The organism is Saccharopolyspora sp. NPDC045839 (assembly GCF_056431645.1).
Genome location: NZ_JBWKKH010000020.1, coordinates 150714 through 172754 on the forward strand (window position 1 = coordinate 150714; position 22041 = coordinate 172754).

Sequence of the window (22041 nt, forward strand, 5' to 3'; positions counted from 1 at the left end):
TGGGCATAGCATGATGATCGACCGTGCTGCTGCGACTGACTTATCTCGGCGTGACGAATGCGTTCGCCATGCTGCGCCTTCTGCCGATGAGCGACCGAGACAAGGACGTCGAGATCCTCGCCTTGCGCCATCAGATCACTGTGCTGGAGCGGCAACTCGGTAAGCAAAGGGTGCGGTTCGCCCCAGCTGATCGAGCGTTCTTAGCGGCGCTACTGCACCGGCTGCCACGGAACCTGCTACGCAGGCTGCGGTTGCTGGTGCGCCCGGACACCGTGCTGCGATGGCACCGCAACCTGGTCGCACGCCGCCACGCGGCCCTTTCCAAGCCGAAGCGCCCTGGTCGGCCACGCACCGTCTACTCCGTCCGCGCATTGGTGCTACGCCTGGCAAAGGAGAACCCCAGTTGGGGATACCGCCGACTTCACGGCGAATTGCTCGTCCTGGGAGTAAAAGTGGCCGCGTCCACCGTCTGGGAGATCTTGCAGGCGGCCGGGATCGACCCCGCACCCGAACGCAACTCCAGCACATGGGCCGACTTCCTGCGCTCCCAGGCCGATGCCTTGCCGGCGTGCGACTTCTTCGAGACGATCACCCTGTCCGGAGCGCGAATGTACGTGCTGGCGGTGATCGAGCACGCCAGTCGCCGGATCCGGATCCTGGGCGCCACCGCGCACCCGACAGCATCGTGGGTCACCCAAGCCGCAAAGAATCTCGTCATGGACCTCGAAGACACCGGGTGCCGGGCGCGATACCTGATCCGGGATCGGGACGGGAAGTTCCCCGCCCTGTTCGAGACCGTCCTGTCGGATACTGGGATCGAGGTCGTACTCAGCGGCGTCCAGATGCCGAGAATGAACTCAATCATGGAAAGGTGGATACAGACCTGCCGACGCGAACTGCTGGACCGCACCTTGATCTGGAACCAGCGCCACCTGCTCCACGCCTTGCGCGAGTTCGAACAGTTCTACAATTCCCACCGGCCTCACCAAGGCATCGCGAACGCCCGCTCGCTACGCCCCTTGCCCATACCGGTCACGGATCCAGAGCAGCTCGAGCCCCTCAACATACGCCGACACGATCGACTAGGTGGCATCCTCCACGAGTACCACCGCGCAGCATGACCTGCACGGATGCGGTTTTCGGCAAGGGCAGGGTTCCCGGCAGGACAAGGACAGCCCGAGTCTGACCGGCTCTCCCGCCTGGCTACCTCCGCGGCGACTACAGTGCCGACGGGACCGTCCTCGCCGGCAAGTGAACCTACCCAGGCGGTGGCGGCAATACATCCACCGTGACGCACCGCTGACCGGTCCGCATGCAACGGCGTCCCCCGCCCCCACGGAGTCCCCGGGCGAGGAGACTCGCCCGACCCTGTTCGGCTAGGCGCGCGCTGCATCCCCGGGCGCTATGGATGCCGGTCGTGGTGGTCGGGTGGGATCGAATGGGGGAAGGCAAAGAAGTCGTCCGGGCCCACCGCGGCCTTCACCCGTTGCAGCCGCGGGTGGTTGTCACCGTGGTATGCGACCAGTCAGTCGGCCAGTTCCGGGTCCATACCCTTGGTGTAGTCACCGGTATCTAGGTGCGGCTGCATCGCGGCGCGCAACGCTGGCACGCAGTCCTCACCGAAACCCCCATCCACCACATCCCAACTGCGTGGCTGCCCCCTTCGACGTCAGCACACACGATCACCACACGGGCAAATCCCAACCCCAATCGCCAAAATCCTGTGCTGATCACAAACCGCTACAGGCCCAGCAACCAATACGAAGCGCCACCCCATAGGGCGGCGCTTCACTCTGGCCTGGCGAAAGCTCCCGCGAACCGGCCCCAGGGCTGCCCATCTCGGCAGTGCTGCCGCGGAACAGCCCGGCCCGGTCGGCGGGTTATCACCCTCTTCGGCAGCTGCGGCGGGATCGTTGAACCACGCGTCGTCGGCTTCGCCGGAGCCGACGGACCGCGGCCGGTGGCTTCAGCGCGGTCGACAGCACTCCCTCGGATGATGCCGGGGCGCCGGGCAGGTCAGGCGAGCTCTCGTTTGAGAATTTTCCCGGTCGCTGTCATGGGGAGGGCATCGACGAATTCGACTATGCGTGGGTACTTGTAGCTTGCCATCTTGTCTTTCGCCCATGCGATGAGTCGATGCTCGTCGAGGTGGGCGCCCGGCTCGAGGATCACGAACGCTTTGATCTCTTCGCCGTGGCTTTCGTGGGCTATGCCGATCACGGCCGCGAGGGAGACGGCGTCGTGGCTCATCAGAACCTCTTCGACTTCCCGGGGGTAGACGTTGAACCCTCCGTGGATGATCAGGTCTTTGGCGCGGTCGACGATGTAGTAGAAGCCAGGAGGGCCATTCTCCGATGTGCTCGCCGGGCTGGACGGGATAGCGCCTATCGCTGGTCACCCACATCGGCCGCTGCGGTCCACTCTCGACGGTCGGCCATGGCTGTTCAGGCGGCGGTGACGCCGCCGTCGGTGGAGAGCACTGCACCGTTGATGTTGCGGGCCTCCGGTGAGGCGACGAAGCAGAACAGGGCCGCGATGTCGTCCGCGGTGGCCATCGGACGCGGTGTACGGGTGTTGACGGTCAGCGACAGGTCCACCCCCTCCGGCATGGTGAAGCCGGTGACCAGCGGGGTCTCCACCGCTCCCGGCGCGATGGCGTTGACCCGCAGGCTCTGCTTCACGAACTCGACGGCCAGGGAGCGGGTGAGCTGCACGAGAGCGCCCTTGCTCATGGTGTAGACAGCGGTGTACGCCTGCCCGATGAGCCCGCCGGTGGAAGCCAGGTTGACGATGTTCCCGTCGTTGCGCACCAGGTGCGGGATGGCGGCCTGGCACATGAAGAAAGGCCCGTCGAGGTTGACCGCCATCATCGTTCGATAGTCCGCCTCGCTCACCTGCGTGGCGTGCTCGTAGCGGGCAATGCCCGCGACGTTGCCGAGCACGTCCAGCCGCCCAGAGCCTGCCACTGCGTCCGCGACCGCGGTGAAGCAGTCGGTGCGGTCGGTGACATCTGTGACGCGGGTGCGCACGGTTCCGGGCAGACCGGCCGCGAGGTCCACGGTCTCCTGCAGGCCCGCGGCGTTGATGTCGAGGCCGTGCACGGTGGCGCCCTCGGCGGCCAGCCGTAGCGCCGTGGCCCGGCCGATGCCGGAGGCGGCCCCGGTGAGCACGGCGACCCGGCCGGCGAAGCGGCCCTCGACGGGAGCGAATGCGGTCATGAATGCCTCCTTGGCGAGTTCGGGATCAGGCCAGGACGCAGCGTGCGCCGGTGAAGTTCGTCGGCATGCACTTGTTGCAGTGGACGCATAGCGAGCGGGTCGAGGGTTTCTGCTGAATGCGGTTGATCAGGTCCGGCTCGCGCAGTAGCGCGCGGGCCATGGCGACGAACTGAAAACCCTCGGACATGGCCAGATCCATGCTCGGGCGGTCGGTGATGCCGCCCAGGAGCACCAGCGGTAGTTTGAGGGCGGCGCGGAACTGGCGAGCGTCCTCGATGAAGTAGGCGTCCCGATAGGGATAGTTCTTGAGCAGGGATCGGCCGACCATCCGCACGCCGAACCGCTGTGGCTGCGGCAAGGCCGCCGCGAACTCCCGGACCGGGACGTCCCCTTTGAACAGGTACATCGGGTTGAGCAGTGAACTGCCTGCGGTCAGCTCCAGTGCGTCGACCGTGCCGTCCGCCTCCAACCAGGTGGCGACTTGGAGCGCCTCGTCCAGCCAGAAACCTCCCGGGACTCCGTCGTCCATGTTGAGCTTGGCCAGGATCGCGATCCGGTCCCCGACCGCGTCGCGGACCGCCCGGACGGCGGCTCGCGCGACCTTCGCGCGGTTCGCCAGCGAGCCCCCGAAGCCGTCCTTGCGCCTGTTGACCTTCGGGCTGAGGAACGAACTGGCGAAGTAGTTGTGTCCAAGGTGGACTTCTACCGCGTCGAAACCGGACTCCACGGCGAGCTCGGCGGCCGTGCCGTGGGCTTCGACGATCCTGTCGATGTCCGGCCGGGTAGCCGCCCGGGTAATCCGCATGCTCAGCGGGTTGAGCCGCGGGCTCGGACCAAGCGCGGGCATCCCGTTCGACTTGCCGTTGGCGACCGGGCCGGCGTGCCCGATCTGTGCTGACACCGCGGCTCCCTCGGCGTGCACGGCGTCGGTGAGCCGTCGCAGCCCGGGGACGGCCTCGGGGCGCATCCAGATCTGGTCGAATTGGGTGCGCCCTTCCGGGGCGACCGCGCAGTAAGCGACGGTCGTCATGCCGACGCCGCCGGCAGCGTGCCGCCGGTGGAACTCGATGAGCGAGTCGGTGACGAACGCGCCGTCGCTGCGTCCCTCGAACGTCGCAGCCTTGATCGTGCGGTTTCGCAGCGTCAGTGGACCGATCTTGCCCGGGGAGAAAATGTCAGGAAAGACGCGGTCGTCGATCGGCGTCGCGGACATGAGACCTCCTTTGGGTCGGAAAGGAAGATCGCCGGAGTGGTCAGAGCGGAGCCGGTGCACCGCTCATCGCCGGTGACCGGCCGTGTTGCATTCGCAGGACGACTGCCAGGGAGAGCAGACCGACGACGGCAGCGACCAGGTAGGCCTGGGTGAACCCGGCGGATAGCACCGTGCCCAGCACCGTCACACCCAGCGCGTTGCCGAGGTTGTTGGCGATGCTCATGAACCCGGTGCCCAGCGAGGTGTGGGTCGCCGGTACCGCCTCGATGATCAGGGTGGACGCGGAGACGAAGTACAGCCCGAAGCCGCAGCCCATGGCGATCGAGGTGAGCACGAGGTGACCGGCGTGACCATGCAGCAGCGCGGTCAGCGAGGTGCCGACGGTGAACGCGCCGAGCGACAGCAGCATGGTCAGCCGCGGTCCACGACGGCGGGCCAGCGCGCCACCGAGCGGACCCGCGACCGCGCCGAGCACGCCCTGCGGCAGCAGCAGCATCGCGACCGCCATCGGGCCCAACGCCAGCCCGCCGGTGATGAGCGGTGCCTGCACCAGCAGTGGCATCAGGTAGCCGTGGCCACCGAGCACGAAACCGCCGCCAGCGGTGGCCAGCAGAGTCCAGCGCACTGCGGGGCCGGTCAGCAGCTTCGGCGCGATCAGCGGCTCAGCAGTGCGCTTTTCGTGCACGATGAACAACCACAGCAGCAGCGCAGCTGCCAGTACGCAGCCCAGCGTGCCGAGCGAGACCAAGCCCCAGGAGCTTGCCTGGCTGATCGCCAGTAGCAAGATGCCGACCCCGGCGCCGAACAGCAGCGAGCCGGTGATGTCCAGGCGCCGGCGTACTGGCCTCCGGCGCTCCGGCACCAGCCACAGCGCCAGGGGTGCGAGCACCGCTACGAAGATCAGGCAGAACCAGAACACCGCGCGGAAGTCGAAGCGCTGAACGAGGAAACCGCCGACGAAGGGGCCGATGATGGCGCTCATCCCGAAACCGGTGTTGACCGCTCCGACGGCGATGGGCACGTAGCGGCGCGGGAAGCCGTCCCGGATCAGTCCGTAGGCGGCAGGCACGATGGCCATTCCCGGCGCCTGCAACGCACGGCCGACGAGCAGAACCCCGAAGTTCGGGGCCAGCGCGGCGATCGTCGAGCCGACCGCGAAGACCGCAGCGGCCGCGGCGATGGTGCGTTTCCGGCCGAACATGTCGGCGACCTTGGCCAGCAGCGGCTGGGTGGCCAACGCGACCAGACTGACCACGGTGACGGTCCAGCCCACAGCTTGGGTGTCGAATTCCGACCGGATGTTGGCCAGTGCCGGGTAGACCAGCGACATCTCAAGCGGGACGATCTCGCTCAACAGCACTAGCGGGATCAGAACCCCGACCATGCGGCGCACCGACGCGTTCGCCAGCGGGCGCTCCTCGTCCGGAACACCAGATGGGTCCGGAGTGGTCGGCGCTGCGCTGCGCTGCCGGTGGTCCGCGTGTTGTCCGCCGGGTTCGCTCCGGCCACCCGTGGACACGCCGTCAGCCCTTCTCCGCGGTGGCCGCAGCGCGGACCGCGGCCACTGTGGACTCCGGCTCACCGAAGGCCACCTTGGCCATCAGCGAGGGTTCGACGTCCGCGCGGGCGGCGAATACCTCCCAGTAGGTCTCCTGCGCGGCCTCGTCCTGCGGATCGGCTAGGAAAGCCCACTCTGCGAAGTGACAGGCCAGCCGCAGGTCCTCGACGACCAACTCCCGTGCACGGGCAGCGAGCGCGGCGGCGCCTCCGGCCAGGCGGGCCACCTCCCGGGCCTGGTCGGGGGCGGGGGCGGGCAGCAGGTTCGCCGGGCGCCCGTCCCACCAGCCGCCGTAGCGGCGGAGCACGTTGCGGCAGATGAACTCGGGGCGGTCGTAGAGAGGTTGCAGCCGCGGATGCCGGGCCAGCTCGTCCGGTATCCGGAGCGTGCTGACGATCTCCTCGGGCAACCTTCCGGCGTTCAGCCCGTCGACCGCGTGCCGGACGATGTGCCGCAGGTAGGCGGCCATGGTCGTCAGCTCGTCACGGATCGCCTCGGCACCTCGAACCACTTCGCCGTGGCCGGGCAGCACGATCTCCGCGTTGCGGGCGGCCATCTCCTCGGCGGCGTCCGCCCATTCCTCGGCGAAGCGCTGCACCTTGCGCGGATTGCCGCAGTTCGGCAGGTAGCCGGTGACGAGGTCGCCGGCAGCGATCACGCCGCGCTCGGGGGCCCACAGCCACACCGCGTCATCGGTCTCGCCCTTCGCGTGCCGCAGCACGAACCGCTCGCCGCCGACGACGATGTCGAGCGTGTCCCGGAAGACGGTGTCCGGCCACAGGAAATCACCCCGGTCCTGCGGCCAGGCTTTGCCGTTCTCCCCGGGCACCTGGAAGTTGATCGCGGTGTTCAGTCCGTGGGTTTTGGCGTAGCGCTCGTAGTGCGCGGTGATGTTCTGGTGCGCGACGATCCGAGGCCGCTCCCCCGCTTCCAGCAGCGACCACAGTCCGAAGGCGTGGTCGACATGACCGTGCGTCAGCACCACGGTGTGCAGCGGCAGTTCGCTGCACTCGCGCACGGCTCGCAGCAGCTCCGGGCCGTCGCCCGCACAGCCGCAGTCCACCAGCACCAGTCCCTCGTCAGTGGCGAAAAGTCCAGCGTTGACGATGCCCAGGCGAAGGAACCACGTGCGCGGGGCGACCTCGATGGCCTCGGCACGCTGCGGAGCCGGAACCTCCCGGGCGAACAAGTGGGTGGCCTGAGCCATGCCGTACCCGCCGAACGCGGCGGTGCCGGCCTCCTGCACGGACTCCTTCAGGCCCAACTGCCGGGCGGCTTCGTTCTTCGTCATGGCGAGATTCCCTTCTCTGACACGCTGCCGCAGTTTTAACGCATGTGCGTTAAAACTGGCAAGCCCGTCCACGCCACGCACGTTCGTTTCTCAGCACTTCCTTAGACTTCTGCCGTGAACACCGCCGATACCCGCAACGACACCCGCAGTCGACTCATCGAGGTCGCCGAGCGACTGTTCGCGGAGCGGGGGGTGCATGCCGTTTCGCTCCGCGAGATCGCCACGGCGGCCAGGCAGCGCAACACCTCCGCGGTCGCGTACCACTTCGGCACCAAGCGAGCACTGGTCGAGGCCGTCTACGAGTACCGGATGCGTCCGGCGAGCAACCGACTGCTGGCCCACGTCGCCGACCTGGACGCCCGAGGTCGCGGGCACGACCTGCGCGCCCTCGTGGAGGTGATGATCTGCACCACGGCCGAGAACCTGGAGGGCGAGCGCCGGCCGGGATGGTTCCTGCGCTTCGTCGCCAACGCCATGTACGTCGAGGACATCGCCCCCTTCGACCTCACCGCGAACGAGTGGAGCAGCGGCCAGGCCGCCCTGCACGCCCGGATCGCGGAGCACCTGGCAGATCTGCCGCCCCGGCTGCGCCAAGACCGCTGGGACCACTTCGCCGGACTGCTGGTGCACACCCTGGCCAACCGCGAACGCCGACTCCAGAAGGACGCCAGCGCAGACGAGGGTGCCGAGCACCGGTTGCTCATCGCCCAGCTGGTCGACTCCTGCACTGCGCTGCTCTCCACCCCCGCTTCACCGGAGACCTTGGCCGCCGAATCCGCCGCATCCGGGGCGCGGTGACCCCATGCACGGGCCGCTCCAGGCCAGCTTCCGAACAGGACGACGGGACACCGGTGTCGAGCTACACCTCTGGGTCGGCCCTCTGACACCTGGCGCACTCGGGAGCCGCAACAGCTAGATGCGCCGCAGCGGAAGCCCGGGTCCGTCGCTCTAGTCGTGGGTCGCCACTTTGTGGACGGGGGCCGACAGCAGGCCGACGGCCATGTCAGTGATGTCGTCGATCTCGGTGCACGCCTCGGCGTTCGTCACTTCACCCAGCTCGAAGCGGCGCTCAAGATCAGCGAGCATTCCCGTGACGAGGATGTGCAGCCCCCGCAGGCGGCTAGCCCGAGCGGCCGGCGCCAAGCCGCCGAGATGCGGCTCGAGCATCTCCATGACCGCCCGCAGACCGGTGAGATTGTCGTCGGGAAGCGGCTTGCCCGGGGTGTCGCCGCTCACCACGTAGCGATGCACGAAACGCGCGTAGCAGTTCGTGCCGGCCGCCTCGCAAACGGCGTCCGCCAGCGGTTGCATGAAAGCGACGACCAGGGCGCGGAGATCAGTGCGGCCTTCCTCCCGCAACCGCTCGACCAAGCGAACCCGGCTCTCGTTCAGCGGAACGAGCCTGTCGACGTACAGCGCCCTGACCAGATCGTCTTTCGTGCCGAAGTGGTACTGGACCGCGGAATTGTTGCGCTGACCAGCAGCTGCCCCGATCTCTCGGAGCGAGACGCTGCGGACGTCCCGCTGCGCGAACAGGCGCTCTGCCGCCAGCAGGATCAGCTGGCGGGCCTCGGTCTTGACATTCACAACGACATGATAAGACACTTTGACTCAAATAAGTTAAGACAACGTGTCTTTCTTTTGGGGGGTGCCGGATGACGCGACTCCAAGGGTCCAACTCCGAGGAGGCGATGCGTGCGGTGATGGGCCCGCTTCACGACGTCTGGTCGGAGCCCGCCGGCCGGATCATCGAGGTGGCACCGCGGACCTGGTCGGCGTGCGCCGGGGTGGTGAACGTGGGCGTCATCGAAACCAGCGACGGCGTGGTTCTGGTGGACACCGGGATGCCCCGCGACGGGGAACTGCTGCGCGCCCTGATCCGCTCGGTGACCGACGCTCCGATCCGGACCGTGGTGTACACACACGGCCACATCGACCACGCGTTCGGTCTTCCGAGTCTGCTCGATGCCGACGAGCCGACGCGTGCCGCAGGGCCACCGAGGATCGTCGCGCACCGGAACGTGGTCCGGCGGTTCCGCCGCTACGCACGCACCGCAGGGCTCAACGCCTCGGTCAACTCCCGGCAGTCGGGTGGCCACGGCAACCCCGGACGCCCCGGAGCCTGGTGGCCGAGCCGCCCCGACGAGTTCCGCTGGCCGGACACCCTCTACGACGACCGACTCACCTTGCTGGCCGGAACCGACGAGCTCCACCTCCGCCACGCCAAGGGGGAAACCGACGATGCGACCTGGCTGTGGTTGCCCGAGCGGAAGGTGCTGTGCGCCGGAGACCTCTGGCTCAGCGTCTTCCCGAACGCAGGCAACCCGCAGAAAGTGCAACGTTATGCCGACGACTGGATCGCCGCTGCGGAGCAGATGGCCGCACTGGGCGCCGAAGCGATGATCCCGGGCCACGGTATGCCGGTGTTCGGCGAGCGCGAGATCCGGACGCGTTGGCTCGATCTCGCGGCGGCGCTGCGACATGTCGTGGACCACACCGTCGCGGCCCTGAACGCCGGCCTACCCCAGCACGACATCGTGGCGGATCTCGAGCTGCCGGCAGATCTAGCTGCCAAGCCGTACCTGCAGCCCTACCACGACCGGCCGGAATTCGTTGCTCGCAACGTGATTCGCCTCCTCGGGGGATGGTGGGACGGCCAGGCGGCCAACCTCCTGCCCGCGCCGTTGGCCGAGCAGACACGCGAGATCGTCCGGCTGGCCGGCGGCAGCCATGAGCTCCTCTCCCGCGCCAGGGAACTCGCGCCGGCCAACCTGCCGCTGGCCTGCCACCTCGCCGAATGGGCAGTGCTCGGGGCACCCGACGATGCCGAGACGCATCGCTGCGTCATAGAACTGTTCCAGCGGCGCATTGAAGGTGAGACCGCGTTCCAAGCCCGCGGGATCTACCAGGACCGTGTTTCCGCCTCCCGAACGGCACTGGCCGAGCTCGACGACCGGTCTTGATGGCAACCCGGCACCACAACAACGAGACGCCGTCCACAACCACGACGAAGGACCATGCCCGTAGCGATGCCCCATGCGGGCATCGCTACGGGCGAAAAAAGGGGAGATACAACCGGCTCGTACCCCTGTCGTGCTGCTACCAGGGGCGCGAGGACAAATCGCCGGCGAGCCTGACACCGCACGGAAGAACTTCGCCCACCGACCATCGCCCCCGGCTCCGATGAATTGCTGTGCGTCGTCGTGGCCGGGTCATGACACCGGGCCTTCGGGAACGATCCTGTCGAGTTCCAAGAGTCGGCTGCGGCCGTGACCTGTACTGATCGACACACCCCAGCGATCCAGGAATGATCGTGCGCCGTGTCGTTGCGCATGCTCTACCTGATCTTCATCCGGCTGGTGGGCTGGCTGGAATTGCTCGGCCGTTCGTCGGCGGCCAAGAATGCGGAGTTGCTGATCTTACGCCACGAGGTCGCCGTGCTGCGCAGAACGACCCCCAAACCGCGCCTGGACTGGGCCGACCGGGCAATCCTTGCAGCGCTCATACGGCTGCTGCCCGCGCCCCTGCACGGATACCCGCTGATCACGCCAGGCACAGTCATGCGCTGGCACCGCCGCCTGGTCGCTAAAAAGTGGACCTACCCGCACCGATCCGGACGTCCACCCATCAACGAGACACTCGCCGCGCTGATCGAGCGGATGGCCACGGAGAACGGTGAGGCACCGCCGGACAGACCTGTCTCGGCGGCGATGAGAAGGGGCGAGGAGCACGCGAGTGGTGAAAGTCCTCGATGCGAAGCCGGCGCCGCGTGGTGTCCAGTGGGGTATGCAGCGGTAGCTGGTTCAGGCGAGATCTGCCCGAGCATCTGCCGATCACGGTGGCTCGTGCTGGAGCTGGACGGCCACCCGCCCTCTATCCCCTACGAGCCGGGGCGGGGCGGGCCGGTGTGAGTTCGGCGAGGCGGGTATGGGCGGCAGCGAGGTCGCGTTCGAGTTCGGCGATGCGGCAGGCGGCGGGCAGGACGGTGAGTCCGGAGTCGAGGAGTGCGCGCACGCGGGCGGCGAGGATCAGTTCGGTGCGGCTGTAGCGGCGGTGTCCGCCGGCGGAACGGTCGGGGGCCAGCATGCCGGCTGCGTCGAGACTGCGGAGGAACTCAGGTGTCACGTCGAGCATCGCGGCCGCGCGGCCCATGGTGTAGGCGGGATAGTCGGCATCATCGAACGCGCTGGCCGCCTGGTTGCCTGAGGACTGATCGGTCATCTCCACCTCGTGGGATCGGGATGCGCCCGGGCCCGCGGGATGGGCGGGCACCGGGCGCCGTGGGGTTATCGGGTGGTGCCTTCGATGACCTTGCGGCCACCGCCGTGCCCCACTTCGATGCGCCGGGGTTTGGCCCGCTCGGCCACCGGCAGCCTCACGGTGAGCACCCCGTCGGTGTAGTCGGCGCTGATGCGGTCCACGTCCAGGCCGCCGCCCAGCGAGAGCTGCCGGGAGAAGGTGCCACGGGGCCGTTCGGCGGTCAGGTAGCTGACCTCGGCATCGCCCTCACCGGTTGGCCGCCCGCGGCGCTGGGCGCGCACGGTCAGGGTGTTGTTCTCCGCGTTGACTTCCAGCGATTCGGTGTCGATTCCAGGCAGGTCGAACTCGACCACGTAGTCATCTCCCGCCCGGTAGGCGTCCATCGCCATGGTCTGGGGCGCCCGGGAGCTGCCGAACACCTCGGCAGTCAGCCGGTTGAGATCACGGAAGAACGGGTCGAACGCCATCGTCATCACCACCACGTCCTTTCACACTCACGCGATCAGAAGCGGAGCCCCGGGGCCGGCGCGCCCCGGGCGCACCGCGGGAGACATGACCGACAGCGCCTCACCTCCCCTATTTCTGCTGGTAGACCTCTTGCCAACAGCACTGCACCACTTATTCTGAAACCACGACACCAGCTTTTCAACACCACTGACTCGCAACATGTAGACGCTGTCGGGTGAGACCTCAGCTTGGTGGAAGGTGGTGTGGGGCGATGGCAACGCGGCATGTGGTGTACCGGTGCGAGCTGGACCAGCAGGTCCGGTGGCGTGGCTATGCGACCTGCGACGGGGAGATTCCCGTCCACGTCCGCGCGCCCTCGCTGGGCCAGGCCCAGCAGCTGATGGCAGCCACCACCATCGACGACGGGCGGCGGCCGGGATGGGTCGAGCACACCGAGCACGCCGCCGGCGACGGCCTGTGGGTACGTGAAGCTCTCGACGAGCGGGTCCTGGACCGCGAACACGCCGCCCGGGTGCTGATGGAGGCACTCGCCGACCAGCGTCTGCGCACCCGGCTGGCCACGCTCCCAGCGTGCCGGGTCGGCGGGGTGCCCGTGGTCGTCAGCGTACCCGGCGACACCCTGGACTGGATCCTGGGCCAGCACGACCGGCACGGGGCGCTGGTCGTGGCCGCGGCGGTGACCAACCACCACCTGTGGTGGAACGCGCTCGTGCCCGCCGACCGCGCCGCCGAAACCGGCCTCCGCGTCGTCGGCGGGCTTGAGGAAATCGGCTTGACCGCCCCGGAAGCCACCGTCGACGACTGGATGGCCGCCACCGACTGCGCAGGCGTGGTGTGCTTCAGGAGCACCACCGGAACTGGAAACCGGTGCCAGTGTGCGACATCCCGCGAGTTCCATGGCTCCTCGTTGGGAACGTGAGAGCGGATGCCACCAGGAGCAGGGCGTGCAGGCCGATCTCCGCCCCGTCCCCCACCGTGATCGTTCTTCAGTGGCGGGCACCGGGCTACTTGACGAAAATGTTGATCAAGATCCCGACCGGTATTCCGGCTGCGAAGAAGAACCACTGCATTCGCAGGCCCCGCCGTTCCAGCTTTCGGAGCTCGTTCTTCACGATGTCGTTGATCTGCGCGACCATCCGATCCGGCGAGGCCGGCTGTGGTGTGTCGTCAAGCGGAACGGATGCCGGCCCCGGGCGGACCGCTTCGGCGATCTTCGTCGAGATGCGCGCGGCCTGGCGCTCTTCCCCGGGCGGGGTGAGTGCGAATTTCAAGCTGACCAAAGCCAGCGTCATCCCGGCGCAGAGGGTCGCAACGGCCCAGGGCGATTGCTGGCCAGTCAACGTGTCCGGGTTGATCACGACGTCCGCGATGAGACCGCCGATGCCCACCAGAAGGCCGACGATCGTCAGGGTCGTGGCGACCGGGCGGTCCCGGTACATCTCGCGTAGCCAGTCATCGGGCTCGTTCGAGGTCATGAACCAACTAATAGACGATCGCTGCTACTGGGCGCTCCGGTAGCAGGCGCGCAAGACCGACATGCTCGACGACCAGGACACGGACGGTGGGTCGCCGTGGTCACGGTCAGCGCGGTGACGGCGGTGGAGCACTTGGTCACCTGGAGCGGTCGCCTCGGCGGCCTTCCGGTCGAGATCTGGACGCTCACCGATGGCGAGGCCTGGGATGCGGCCGAGCCGGACCCGGCCCGGCCGCCAGGAACGACAACGCCACCGCGCGGTAGCGAGCGGCCTCCAGGATCTCCAGATGGCGCCTGACTGAGGTCGACGACGCGGAAAGCATGCCACCCGGGTCGGCAACGAAATCTGGGTAGGTCAGGCGGATGCAGATCTCAGGACAGCCAGTTCGCGCCGAGCCGACAGTCAGGCGGCCCCTGCTTGAGGCAACCGCGCGCCGGGGAAAACCCGCCGGTGCAAGCCCAGCGGTACAGGCCTCGTGGTCATCGGTCGGCGGGACGATCCCACCCGTCGCACTCATCCGCAGGGCACGCCGGTTCGATCAGGGAAGACGTCGGCGAGAACTTCGCGGAGTTGGTCAACAGCCTTCCGGCGATGTGAGATCTCGTTCTTGTAGGCCGGGTTCATTTCCGCGTAGGTGAGGGGTTCACCGTCCGGCTGAAAGATGGGGTCGTAGCCGAACCCGTTCGCCCCTCGGAGCTCGGTGGTCAGTGTTCCATCGAGCGACCCGACGAACACTTGGATGCCATTCGCGTCGGCGTAGCCGATGGCCGTGGTGACAGTGGTCCGCCGGTCGGTCACGGTTGCGGCCATGTCCAGAAGTCCCTGCGCTCCCACTTCTTTGATGATCCATTTGATGAGAGCGCCAGGGTAGTCGCCCCATGCATGAAGGGTCAGCCCTGTGTCGTCTACCAGTACGGGAGACCCAACGGTGCTGTAGGCAGCGGCGGCTTTGCTTCGGACGACTTCAGCGACATCGAGGGATTGAATCTCGATCAAGTCGGTTTTGACGGTGGCGACCTCGATGCCCAGCAGGTCGGAGAATTCGCGGGCTTTGTTGGCGTTGCCGGTGATGAGCGTCAGAGTGCTGGTCATCGGGTCTCCGCGGGTTCGATGATGGTGAGCCAGTGCCGGGTGAAGTGCGTGAGGCGAACCGTACCGGTAGAGGGCAGGAAGCTACCGCGCACCGACACCCGATCACCGAGACGGACCGGGGTTGTGAACTTCCACCAGAACACGACGACCTCGACGGGGCCGTCGTCGCCGTGGATGGTGAACGCGACCGGGAACAGCGCGCTGTGATCGACGTCCGTCACCTCTCCGGTGACAACAACCTCGGTAAGGCTCGTGGCCGACGAGGTCACCAGGTTCATCGGCACGGTGCGCGCTGGGTCTCGGAGGCGGATGGTGGTCACCACCTGCGGGGAGAGCTGAAGCGCGGTCCACCGTCGAGAGATGACGGTGGACAGTGAGTTGTTGGGGTGGCGGAACACCTTCTGATAGCGGGCGAGTTGACGCTGCTGACGATCAACGGTGACGTCGGTGAACCCCAGCTTCGACCGGATTTCAGGCAACCGTTCGGCAAGGACAGGCACCGTGTCCGCCGTGTTGTCGTGGATGACGAAATCGACGTCCTTGCGGATGGCGCCGTACTCAGTGAGGTGCATCCCCAGCATCGCGGACCCGAAGACACCAACAGCGCCTTCGCCAAACACGTAGGCCAGCTCATCGTAGAGGTCTGCCCACACAGTGGATCCCAGCTTCGCGCGGCAGTATCGTGCCGCTGCTACGGGGTCGTGATGCTGGGCGACGTCATCCGCGGGAAGCAGCCGGTAGAGCTGGAGAACATCGTCCGTCGCGGCGGTGTCCTCGAAGTTCTTCCGGTACCGCTTGCCCTGGTACGCCCGGTCTCCGTCAGGGTGGGGTGAGTACACGTTGTACGCCAGGACGCGGGTCGCGTCATCCAGGGTTCCCACCACCCGGTGGATACGCCCGTCGCAGGTCACAACGTGATCGCAGTCGATGAACATGACCACTCCTCGGTGGTGGTGATGGGGATGCCGTGCTCACGGGCGTCGCGAATCAGGTAGTCCTGGATCGCGAGCATGATCTCGACGTGGTCACCCCAGGACTTCCGCTCCGCGAGGGACACCCGTTCGTTCTCCTTGCTGCGTATGCGTTTCCGCAGCGCGTCGGCGGGCTCGGCAACCAGCAGCCGCGCGTGGACGCGGGCAGCTTCGAGAGACGACCGGAGCGCACTGATGATGCCGCTGTGGAGGTGAGCCCCTTCGATCACGGCATCGAACCCGTCTCGGGCGAGTTTCGCCGCCACATGCCGGATCGCCGGAGCGACCGCATCAGCGTGATCACGGAATCCCGCTTCGATATTGACCCGCGTGGGTGGCCCGTGCAGTCGCCACGCAGTGTGTGTCACCTCGAACAACGCCGGATGCTGCTGCGGCGAGACGAACGCCCGTTGTGTCTCGCGGAGACAATCCGTGGGCACCACCGTGCGAATGCCACGCTGGTAGGCGAACTCTATTGCCGCCGTTGACTTCCCCACGCAGGGGACGCCGTACAGGACGTGCAGGTCAACTTCACCTCGCGTCATAGCGGTGCTTCCGTCCGAAGGCGACGACCTGGTCCAACTCGGTGTCGTTGAGTCCCGAGAGCCGGAGTTCGCGATCCAGATCGGTGTTGAACAGCATCGGGTCATCGGTATTGATCGACACAGGCACACCGAGCTCCAACGCACGGCGCGCTGGACTGGTCCGGTGCCAGTTGACGACCCCGAGCATGGTGTTGCTGGTGGGGCACATGTCCAGGCAGATCCCATGCTCGCGCACCAGATCAACCAGGCTCGGGTCTTCCAGGAGCAGGACACCGTGCCCGATGCGGTCCGGGATGAGCCGGTCCAGGAGGTACCGGAACACGGTGTTGTCGAACAGCTCACCCACATGCATGTTGATCTTCAGGCCATCGCCTTGATCGTGCTGCCCTTCCCAGCAGCATCTCGCCCTTCGAACAAGATCACGAGACGCGCCTGCTCGGCCCGGATCCATTCCTGCAGCTTCACCAACCCCGCCTGCAACCTGAAGAGCTCGCGTTCGTAAACGGCCCGTGGCAACCGCTGCGGCTTCGCGTGCGCCGTGACGGACCGGGCCGAGTCGCCATCGGTGGTCATGCCACTCACCTCCAGACGATCCCGCCATCAGCCAGCAACACGTATGCCCGAGAGGCTAGGTTCGCGCCGAGTCCTGCTCTTCTGACAGATGAGCGAGGACAACGGCCACCGGGCACTCCGGCAGCATCGGTACGACTTCTGCCGTAGACCCAATTCCTGCATCGTCCCGGTGGCATCGCCCAGACCGCGGGTACCGACGACGACTCGTCGTGCCCGGGTCGATTCCTCGACGAGGCCGCAGCCGGCCTGCCATGGCGGAGCGGCTGGGGGATCTCCACGCCACCGGTGACCGTCGCCGCCAGGCTTGCTGCCTCCGACAGCCATCGTCGGCGATCGTTCTCGACGGCCTTGAGGGTACTTCGGGCCATCGACATGACGTCGGCAACATCCACCAGGTAAGGGACAGCGCACACCAGCCGCAACGCCGCCTGATGCAATTCGGCAACCGCAGGCAATCTGACCGCGTCCCTTGCCGCATCCGAGCGCCCCCTACTACGTCAACCGGAGGCATCGGGCTCCCTTCTCCGCCACGCCGACCGCTCAAGATCGCTGCAGACGAGAGCGGAGCAAAGTGCAACACCATCCGCGACAATCACCTTCGGCTCCTGCATTCGCCGACTCGCTTGGAAGCCTTGCTAGTCGCTGATCAGCAGGTCCTGGATGTCGCGGCGCGGCGTCGCCCTGGTTGGCGAGCCGTAGCCGATCCGCGCCACGGCTTGCGGGTGCAGCTCGCCGCCGAGCAACTGCCGCAGCTCATCACGCGTCTCCGCGACCTCCACGACTGCCGACAACAGCGACGAGGCCAAACCTCGTGCCGTCGCGGCCAGCAGCATGCGCTGCATCGCCTGGCCCGCGTACAGGTCGTCGAGCCGACTGGCGTGATGCGAGCACACCAGGACCAGCAACGGCTCGTACTCGAAGTCCTTGCCGGGAACCCGGGCGGGAGCCTGACCACCGGAGAAGTCCCGCAACACCCACTGGTCCTGCGGCTCCGGCAACGGCCCTGCCGCAGCAGTCGGCACTCCTTCGGATGCGCTTTCCGCGCGGCCCGTCCAGCGTGCCAGCTCATCCCGGAAGCGCGCGTCCGCCATCTGCGCCCGGTGCGCACGATGGACGAGTCCCTCCAGCCTCCCCAGCTCCGAGCGCTCCATCACGTGTAGCTGGCACTGCTCGCGCTGCGCCGCGGCAGCCAGTGCGTGCTGATGTTCGATCGGCACCGGGGTTTCCAGGAACGGCCGCCTGTTGCTGTGCCGCTCTGGGATCGCCCGGTACAGTTCCTGCTCCTCCGCCAGCTGCGCCGCCTGCCTGCCGCCGCGCACCTCTGCCAACGCTGTTTGCCCTGCCAGCCGCGGCAGCAAGGTCACCATCGGACGAATCCCTGCATGCTCAAGCGCCAAGCGGAGGTTCAGCAACGCCGCACCACATGCCAACCGCAGCTCCCGGTCGTCGGGGTCCGCGGCCGGCAGCCGCCGTTTCAGGTCAGCGTGCAGCTCGATCGCATGCGGCGTCAGCCGGAAGCGCCACGGCTGGCTGTTGTGCAACGACGGTGCCAGGCCGGCCAGCCGCACTACGTTCGCGGTCTGCTCGGCGGACACGCCCAGTGCCGTGGGGAATGAAGTCATTTCCCGCCCCCTCGGGGTAACGCCACTGCCTCGCGCATCGAGTTTCGCAGGCCATCCACTCCCGCGCTCGACCGCCGCGCCCCGATCTCGTCAACCAAATGCTCGTGCTCCGTCACGGTCAAGCAATCTCGCGCCAGGGCAGCATCTCGTGCGGACAGACGGTCATCAGGTGTTCGATGTTGTCTCGCGCTTCGGATTCGCTGTCGAAACCGACGAGGGCGTGCGGCTCACCGTGCGCCAGGTAGGTCACGTGCCATCCGACACCAGTGCGTTCGAGCACGATTTCGTAGGTAGCGAGGGAATGCCAATCCGATTCTCCAGCACACCACCGGCCTACGACCTCGATCACGGTGCGCCTCGACTTCCTCATACCGGCTCTCAACGGCTCGGTCTACCTGCCAGTATCCTGCGTCATCGCACGCTTGTCCTGGGCCTTTCAGCCTCGATTCGCCGCGGCACCACCAGCTGGTCTTCGAAGCTTGCCCAGGCCGGCGTGATCGAGGCGGGCTCATAGTTGAGAACGATTTTCGTTTCAATGAGGTTGTTCCAACCTCGTTTTGGGTGGCGGTGCGGGTGGCGGCCCCCCTGCGGGAGTTACAGCGCCCGCCTGGACTCCGGGTGCCCAGCCTTATGTATGCCAGTCCGCAGTGGACGACGATTCCGTCGGCGTGCTCGAGGTGGCCGACACCGTGAAACCCGATTCGCCCGAAGCGATCTCGAACCTCGTTCGCCTTGGCCTCGCGTTGTGATGATCACCGGCGACAATGCGCACACTGCCGAGGCCGGTGCCCAACAGGTCGGCGTCCACCGGGTGCTTGCCAGAGTCCGGCGCGCGGTCGATGTCGCCGCACGCAAGATTCTCCTCGAGGCGGCCCGGACTCAGACCTGAGCGCGCTCATTCCGGTGGGAACAGTTGCTCGACGACTTCCGACAGCGCGCGGCGAGGGGGCAGCGGGCCGGGGAAGTCGTGCGTGACCGGCCACCCGATCCGGATGGCCATCTGCGGAAACCCATTACCGCCAAGGACCTGTTCCCGCACCTGGTTGCGGGACTCGGCGACCTCGCCGATCTGACTCAACGGGCAGGTCGCCAGCCCTTCCTCGGTCGCGCTCAGCAGCACCGCGCTCAGCGCCTCTCCTACGGCCAGCCAGCTCTCATAGCTGTCGCCGCGGGTCGCCAGCACCGCCCCGTCGTCCAGGATCGGCACCGGTAGCTCTCCCTCCGCGACCAAGGCGAAATCCCGCTCCGGCATGCCGCGCAGGTGTTCAGCCGGAATGCTGCGCGCCGGCACACCCTCCGCCGCCGCATGCCGCCCCACCCAGGCAGCGAGTTCCTGCCGGTACTCCGGTCGCTGCGCCGGTCCGCCATCGCAGCCGCCAGCGTCACCACGTGCTCATCAACGTCGTCCAGCCTGGTGAACTCGATCGACGCCAGGTGATCCGGCTGCACGGGGTTCGGCAGCCGGTGTACCCGGGCTTGCCACCCCTCAGCGGCGAACGCGATGCGTGCGTGGTTCAGGGTCGCGCCGCAGCTGATGACCACTTCCCGCCCGGTCGGGTCGAGGACCGGCAGTAGCCGGGAGCGGTCGAGGTAGAGGTGCACCGAGTGCTGAACGCACCGAGCGGCACAGCGAGTTCCACTACGGCACCTTCAGCCGCACCCTGCTGCTCCCGACCAGCTGCAACACCGAGGACATCAAGGCCGAGTACGAGGCCGGCATCCTCACCATCCGCATGCCACGGCGAGAAACCGAAGCGCGCAAGGAAATTCCCGTCGCACGTGTCGGGAAGTAACCCTCTCGGTAGGCAGTTCCGGCGGCCGTAGGTGTGCTCGATGCGCGAAAGCACCGATCGCGACGTGCTGGAGGCAGCCGTCGCGCTTGCCGCGCGCGCACCATCGCTGTTCAACGTTCAACCGTGGCAGTGGCAGGTCGGTGCGAACTCGTTGCACCTGCTGCTCGACAGATCCCGTGGGCTATCGGTCACCGACCCCACCTTCCGGGAGTCGACGATCAGCTGCGGGGCCGCATTGCATCACGCGGTTCTCGCCCTGCGGGCGCTTGGCCGGCAGGTCCAGGTCCGCTTGATGCCCGCCCCTGCCGCGCTGGACCGACTGGCGGTGATCGAGGTCGTTGGTTCCGTGGAACCCGCCCAAGCCGAGACGGCCCTCGCCGACGCGGCGGGCAGAAGGCGAACCGATCGCCGCCAGTACGCACCGGAGGCGGTGCCCAGCCGCATTCTCGATGAGCTCGTGCTGGCCGCTGAAGAGGTCGGCGCGAAGGTCCTGGTGGCTGAGGGCGATGACCGGTACGCCCTGGCTCGGGCGTTCGCGAAGGCGGCGGTGCTGCACGGCGCTCAGGAGGACTACCGCGCCGAACTCGCCGCATGGACCGGATTGGGAGAAGGAAGCGGCCGCGGGCGTGCCGAAATCCGCCGCACCGCAGCCCGGCGCGCAGTACGGCGATGTCGTCTTGCGCGATTTCGGGCGCGTCGCGATAGCTCACGAAGAAACCGGCTCCGCGCAGACCGCGGGAAGCGTCCTGCTGATCAGCACGTCCGCGGACGACCCGGGCGCGCACCTCGTCGCGGGAGAAGCCGTCAGCGCGATCCTGTGCACCGCCGAGTTGGAAGGCTTGGCCGGCAGCCCGCTCAGCGAGGCCTTCGAAATCGAACAAACCCGCAACGCGGTCCGCCACGACGTGCTGGGTGATGCGGGTTACCCGCAGATCGCGCTCCGGATCGGCTGGCCCGCAACCGCGCGTGCACCGTCGCAGACGCGCCGGCGCCCGGTCCACGAACTGCTCCACGACCTGCTTGACGACCACGCGGACTGACCTCGAGAAGTCAGGAGCAGCGGCCTCCACTGAACAACGTCAGAGCCCGCGACTGCGTGGACTACTTTGGACGAACGCCCTGCTGCCGAACTCGACGAGGCCAGCCGGACCCTGGTCATCCGGCGGTGGGGCGAACAACGACGACCGGGCATTGCGCATGACTCACGCAATGCAGGCTCACCGATCCCAGGAGCGCCCCGACAAACCCGCCGTGACCGCGGCTTCCCACCACCAGGACGTCCGCTTCCCGCGCGTGATCCAGCAGGGCTCGTGCGGCATGACCTTGAACCACCTCACGGCGAACGGGTACCGATGCCGCCAACAGGGCCGTGGTCTCGTCAACGATCTTCCGGAGCTCCCATTCCGCACGTGCCTTCGACTCCTCGTCCAGAACCATCGGCGGCATGGGCATGGCCTCGGCGAACGTCGGCACGGACCACACCATCAGCGCCGTGACCCGACCACCGCATTGCGCCGCGTAGCGCAGCGCCCACCGCAGTGCCTCCCGGGAGCCCGGTGACCCGTCCACCCCGACGACGATCCGCGGTTCGTGCTCATCCATGACTCCCCCGATGTCCCCGCACAGCAGTCGAAGCCGGGTCTACCCGCCCAGCTTCGAGATCGCACACCGAAGCAGGTCGGCCATGCGTAGTCATCGACCAAGGCCCCGCTGTCCCTGCGGATCACGCTCGCCCTGACACTCCTGCTGGTCCTGCTCCTGCTGGTCACCCGCGCAGCCGCCGATCTGCTCGCGGTTCAGGGATGCGTTCGACCAGGCCCTTCGATGGCGGCTATGAGGTCGCGGCTTGGCGCCGCAGCCCGGTGTAAGGGGTCCTTGCATAATGATCTTGTTGTGGCAAGGTGGTGGCTGGAGTTGATCACGTTTGCTTGTGGAGGAGCGTGGGATGGCTCAGCCGAAGCC

General features: G+C 67.2%; 25 protein-coding genes and 3 pseudogenes. 9 read left to right on the plus strand and 19 right to left on the minus strand.

The genetic code is table 11. The annotated features are described in order from the left end of the window. Positions 1–23: 23 nt before the first annotated feature. Complete coding sequence (locus tag AC07EQ_RS26040; RefSeq protein WP_478390497.1) at positions 24–1121, plus strand: helix-turn-helix domain-containing protein; 1098 nt, start codon at positions 24–26, stop codon at positions 1119–1121. Between the two features lie 281 nt (positions 1122–1402). On the opposite strand, the gene AC07EQ_RS26045 is transcribed toward AC07EQ_RS26040, so the two are convergent. The 6 genes from AC07EQ_RS26045 to AC07EQ_RS26070 form a co-directional block, all read right to left on the minus strand. Continuing rightward, positions 1403–1525 (minus strand): BBE domain-containing protein, encoded by a 123-nt coding sequence (locus AC07EQ_RS26045; protein ID WP_478390526.1) that lies wholly within the window; start codon positions 1523–1525, stop codon positions 1403–1405. 491 nt (positions 1526–2016) lie between these two features. After that, positions 2017–2250, minus strand: a complete 234-nt coding sequence (locus tag AC07EQ_RS26050) for an AMP-binding enzyme (protein ID WP_478390498.1) — start codon at positions 2248–2250, stop codon at positions 2017–2019. Positions 2251–2444: 194 nt separating this feature from the next. Continuing rightward, positions 2445–3218, minus strand: a complete 774-nt coding sequence (locus tag AC07EQ_RS26055) for an SDR family NAD(P)-dependent oxidoreductase (protein WP_478390499.1) — start codon at positions 3216–3218, stop codon at positions 2445–2447. Between the two features lie 25 nt (positions 3219–3243). Beyond that, a complete protein-coding gene (locus AC07EQ_RS26060) occupies positions 3244–4431 on the minus strand; it encodes an NADH:flavin oxidoreductase (RefSeq protein WP_478390500.1) in 1188 nt (395 codons plus the stop codon). A gap of 40 nt (positions 4432–4471) precedes the next feature. After that, positions 4472–5950 (minus strand): MFS transporter, encoded by a 1479-nt coding sequence (locus AC07EQ_RS26065; protein WP_478390501.1) that lies wholly within the window; start codon positions 5948–5950, stop codon positions 4472–4474. A 4-nt stretch (positions 5951–5954) separates the two neighbouring features. Continuing rightward, on the minus strand, positions 5955–7280 hold the full coding sequence (locus AC07EQ_RS26070; RefSeq protein WP_478390502.1) for an alkyl sulfatase dimerization domain-containing protein: 1326 nt from the start codon (positions 7278–7280) through the stop codon (positions 5955–5957). Between the two features lie 114 nt (positions 7281–7394). Here AC07EQ_RS26070 and AC07EQ_RS26075 point away from each other — a divergent pair, with 114 nt between their 5' ends. Then, positions 7395–8078: a TetR/AcrR family transcriptional regulator gene (locus AC07EQ_RS26075; RefSeq protein ID WP_478390503.1), complete on the plus strand. Its 684-nt coding sequence runs from the start codon at positions 7395–7397 to the stop codon at positions 8076–8078. Between the two features lie 150 nt (positions 8079–8228). Here AC07EQ_RS26075 and AC07EQ_RS26080 read toward each other — a convergent pair whose 3' ends face one another. Further along, positions 8229–8867: a TetR/AcrR family transcriptional regulator gene (locus AC07EQ_RS26080; protein ID WP_478390504.1), complete on the minus strand. Its 639-nt coding sequence runs from the start codon at positions 8865–8867 to the stop codon at positions 8229–8231. A 68-nt stretch (positions 8868–8935) separates the two neighbouring features. Here AC07EQ_RS26080 and AC07EQ_RS26085 point away from each other — a divergent pair, with 68 nt between their 5' ends. Together AC07EQ_RS26085 and AC07EQ_RS26090 are read left to right on the plus strand one after the other, a co-directional pair. Further along, positions 8936–10243 carry an MBL fold metallo-hydrolase gene (locus AC07EQ_RS26085; RefSeq protein ID WP_478390505.1) on the plus strand — a complete coding sequence of 436 codons (1308 nt, stop codon included), beginning with the start codon at positions 8936–8938 and terminating at the stop codon, positions 10241–10243. A 357-nt stretch (positions 10244–10600) separates the two neighbouring features. After that, positions 10601–11191, plus strand: a complete 591-nt coding sequence (locus AC07EQ_RS26090) for a hypothetical protein (protein ID WP_478390506.1) — start codon at positions 10601–10603, stop codon at positions 11189–11191. Here the strand turns inward: AC07EQ_RS26090 and AC07EQ_RS26095 are convergent. Continuing rightward, a complete protein-coding gene (locus tag AC07EQ_RS26095; RefSeq protein WP_478390507.1) occupies positions 11154–11501 on the minus strand; it encodes a helix-turn-helix domain-containing protein in 348 nt (115 codons plus the stop codon). The two genes, AC07EQ_RS26090 and AC07EQ_RS26095, sit on opposite strands and share 38 nt — an antisense overlap. A 65-nt stretch (positions 11502–11566) precedes the next feature. After that, entirely contained in the window at positions 11567–12013 is a 447-nt protein-coding gene (locus tag AC07EQ_RS26100; protein ID WP_478390508.1) for an Hsp20/alpha crystallin family protein, read from the minus strand. Between the two features lie 245 nt (positions 12014–12258). Here AC07EQ_RS26100 and AC07EQ_RS26105 point away from each other — a divergent pair, with 245 nt between their 5' ends. After that, complete coding sequence (locus tag AC07EQ_RS26105) at positions 12259–12927, plus strand: hypothetical protein (protein WP_478390509.1); 669 nt, start codon at positions 12259–12261, stop codon at positions 12925–12927. Between the two features lie 85 nt (positions 12928–13012). On the opposite strand, the gene AC07EQ_RS26110 is transcribed toward AC07EQ_RS26105, so the two are convergent. Continuing rightward, complete coding sequence (locus AC07EQ_RS26110) at positions 13013–13483, minus strand: hypothetical protein (RefSeq protein WP_478390510.1); 471 nt, start codon at positions 13481–13483, stop codon at positions 13013–13015. 96 nt (positions 13484–13579) lie between these two features. Between AC07EQ_RS26110 and AC07EQ_RS26115 the strand changes: the two genes are divergently transcribed. Then, the gene (locus tag AC07EQ_RS26115) at positions 13580–13780 is read left to right on the plus strand and encodes a hypothetical protein (RefSeq protein WP_478390511.1); all 201 of its coding nucleotides are present in this window, start codon (positions 13580–13582) and stop codon (positions 13778–13780) included. A gap of 216 nt (positions 13781–13996) precedes the next feature. On the opposite strand, the gene AC07EQ_RS26120 is transcribed toward AC07EQ_RS26115, so the two are convergent. The 7 genes and pseudogenes from AC07EQ_RS26120 to AC07EQ_RS26150 form a co-directional block, all read right to left on the minus strand. Further along, on the minus strand, positions 13997–14575 hold the full coding sequence (locus AC07EQ_RS26120) for a non-canonical purine NTP pyrophosphatase (RefSeq protein WP_478390512.1): 579 nt from the start codon (positions 14573–14575) through the stop codon (positions 13997–13999). Then, positions 14572–15510, minus strand: coding sequence for a hypothetical protein (locus AC07EQ_RS26125; protein ID WP_478390513.1), 939 nt, complete (start codon positions 15508–15510; stop codon positions 14572–14574). The genes AC07EQ_RS26120 and AC07EQ_RS26125 overlap by 4 nt, the downstream gene beginning before the upstream one ends. Then, positions 15483–16091, minus strand: coding sequence for an AAA family ATPase (locus AC07EQ_RS26130; protein ID WP_478390514.1), 609 nt, complete (start codon positions 16089–16091; stop codon positions 15483–15485). Before AC07EQ_RS26130 ends, AC07EQ_RS26125 begins: the two co-directional genes overlap by 28 nt. After that, positions 16078–16443: a hypothetical protein gene (locus AC07EQ_RS26135; protein WP_478390515.1), complete on the minus strand. Its 366-nt coding sequence runs from the start codon at positions 16441–16443 to the stop codon at positions 16078–16080. Before AC07EQ_RS26135 ends, AC07EQ_RS26130 begins: the two co-directional genes overlap by 14 nt. A gap of 20 nt (positions 16444–16463) precedes the next feature. Then, positions 16464–16664, minus strand: a pseudogene (locus AC07EQ_RS26140) (polyphosphate kinase 2); the annotation flags it as partial. A 635-nt stretch (positions 16665–17299) separates the two neighbouring features. After that, entirely contained in the window at positions 17300–18286 is a 987-nt protein-coding gene (locus tag AC07EQ_RS26145) for an Acg family FMN-binding oxidoreductase (protein WP_478390516.1), read from the minus strand. A 118-nt stretch (positions 18287–18404) separates the two neighbouring features. Continuing rightward, the gene (locus tag AC07EQ_RS26150; RefSeq protein ID WP_478390517.1) at positions 18405–18635 is read right to left on the minus strand and encodes a hypothetical protein; all 231 of its coding nucleotides are present in this window, start codon (positions 18633–18635) and stop codon (positions 18405–18407) included. A gap of 396 nt (positions 18636–19031) precedes the next feature. Here AC07EQ_RS26150 and AC07EQ_RS26155 point away from each other — a divergent pair, with 396 nt between their 5' ends. Beyond that, positions 19032–19175, plus strand: a complete 144-nt coding sequence (locus AC07EQ_RS26155; protein WP_478390518.1) for a hypothetical protein — start codon at positions 19032–19034, stop codon at positions 19173–19175. Positions 19176–19181: 6 nt separating this feature from the next. Here the strand turns inward: AC07EQ_RS26155 and AC07EQ_RS26160 are convergent. Beyond that, positions 19182–19610 (minus strand): annotated as a pseudogene (locus AC07EQ_RS26160) (nitroreductase family protein); the annotation flags it as partial. A 292-nt stretch (positions 19611–19902) separates the two neighbouring features. Between AC07EQ_RS26160 and AC07EQ_RS26165 the strand changes: the two are divergent. Beyond that, positions 19903–20079 (plus strand): annotated as a pseudogene (locus tag AC07EQ_RS26165) (Hsp20/alpha crystallin family protein); the annotation flags it as partial. A gap of 626 nt (positions 20080–20705) precedes the next feature. Continuing rightward, on the plus strand, positions 20706–21119 hold the full coding sequence (locus tag AC07EQ_RS26170) for a hypothetical protein (RefSeq protein WP_478390519.1): 414 nt from the start codon (positions 20706–20708) through the stop codon (positions 21117–21119). A gap of 115 nt (positions 21120–21234) precedes the next feature. On the opposite strand, the gene AC07EQ_RS26175 is transcribed toward AC07EQ_RS26170, so the two are convergent. Then, on the minus strand, positions 21235–21681 hold the full coding sequence (locus tag AC07EQ_RS26175; protein WP_478390520.1) for a universal stress protein: 447 nt from the start codon (positions 21679–21681) through the stop codon (positions 21235–21237). Positions 21682–22041 lie beyond the last annotated feature (360 nt).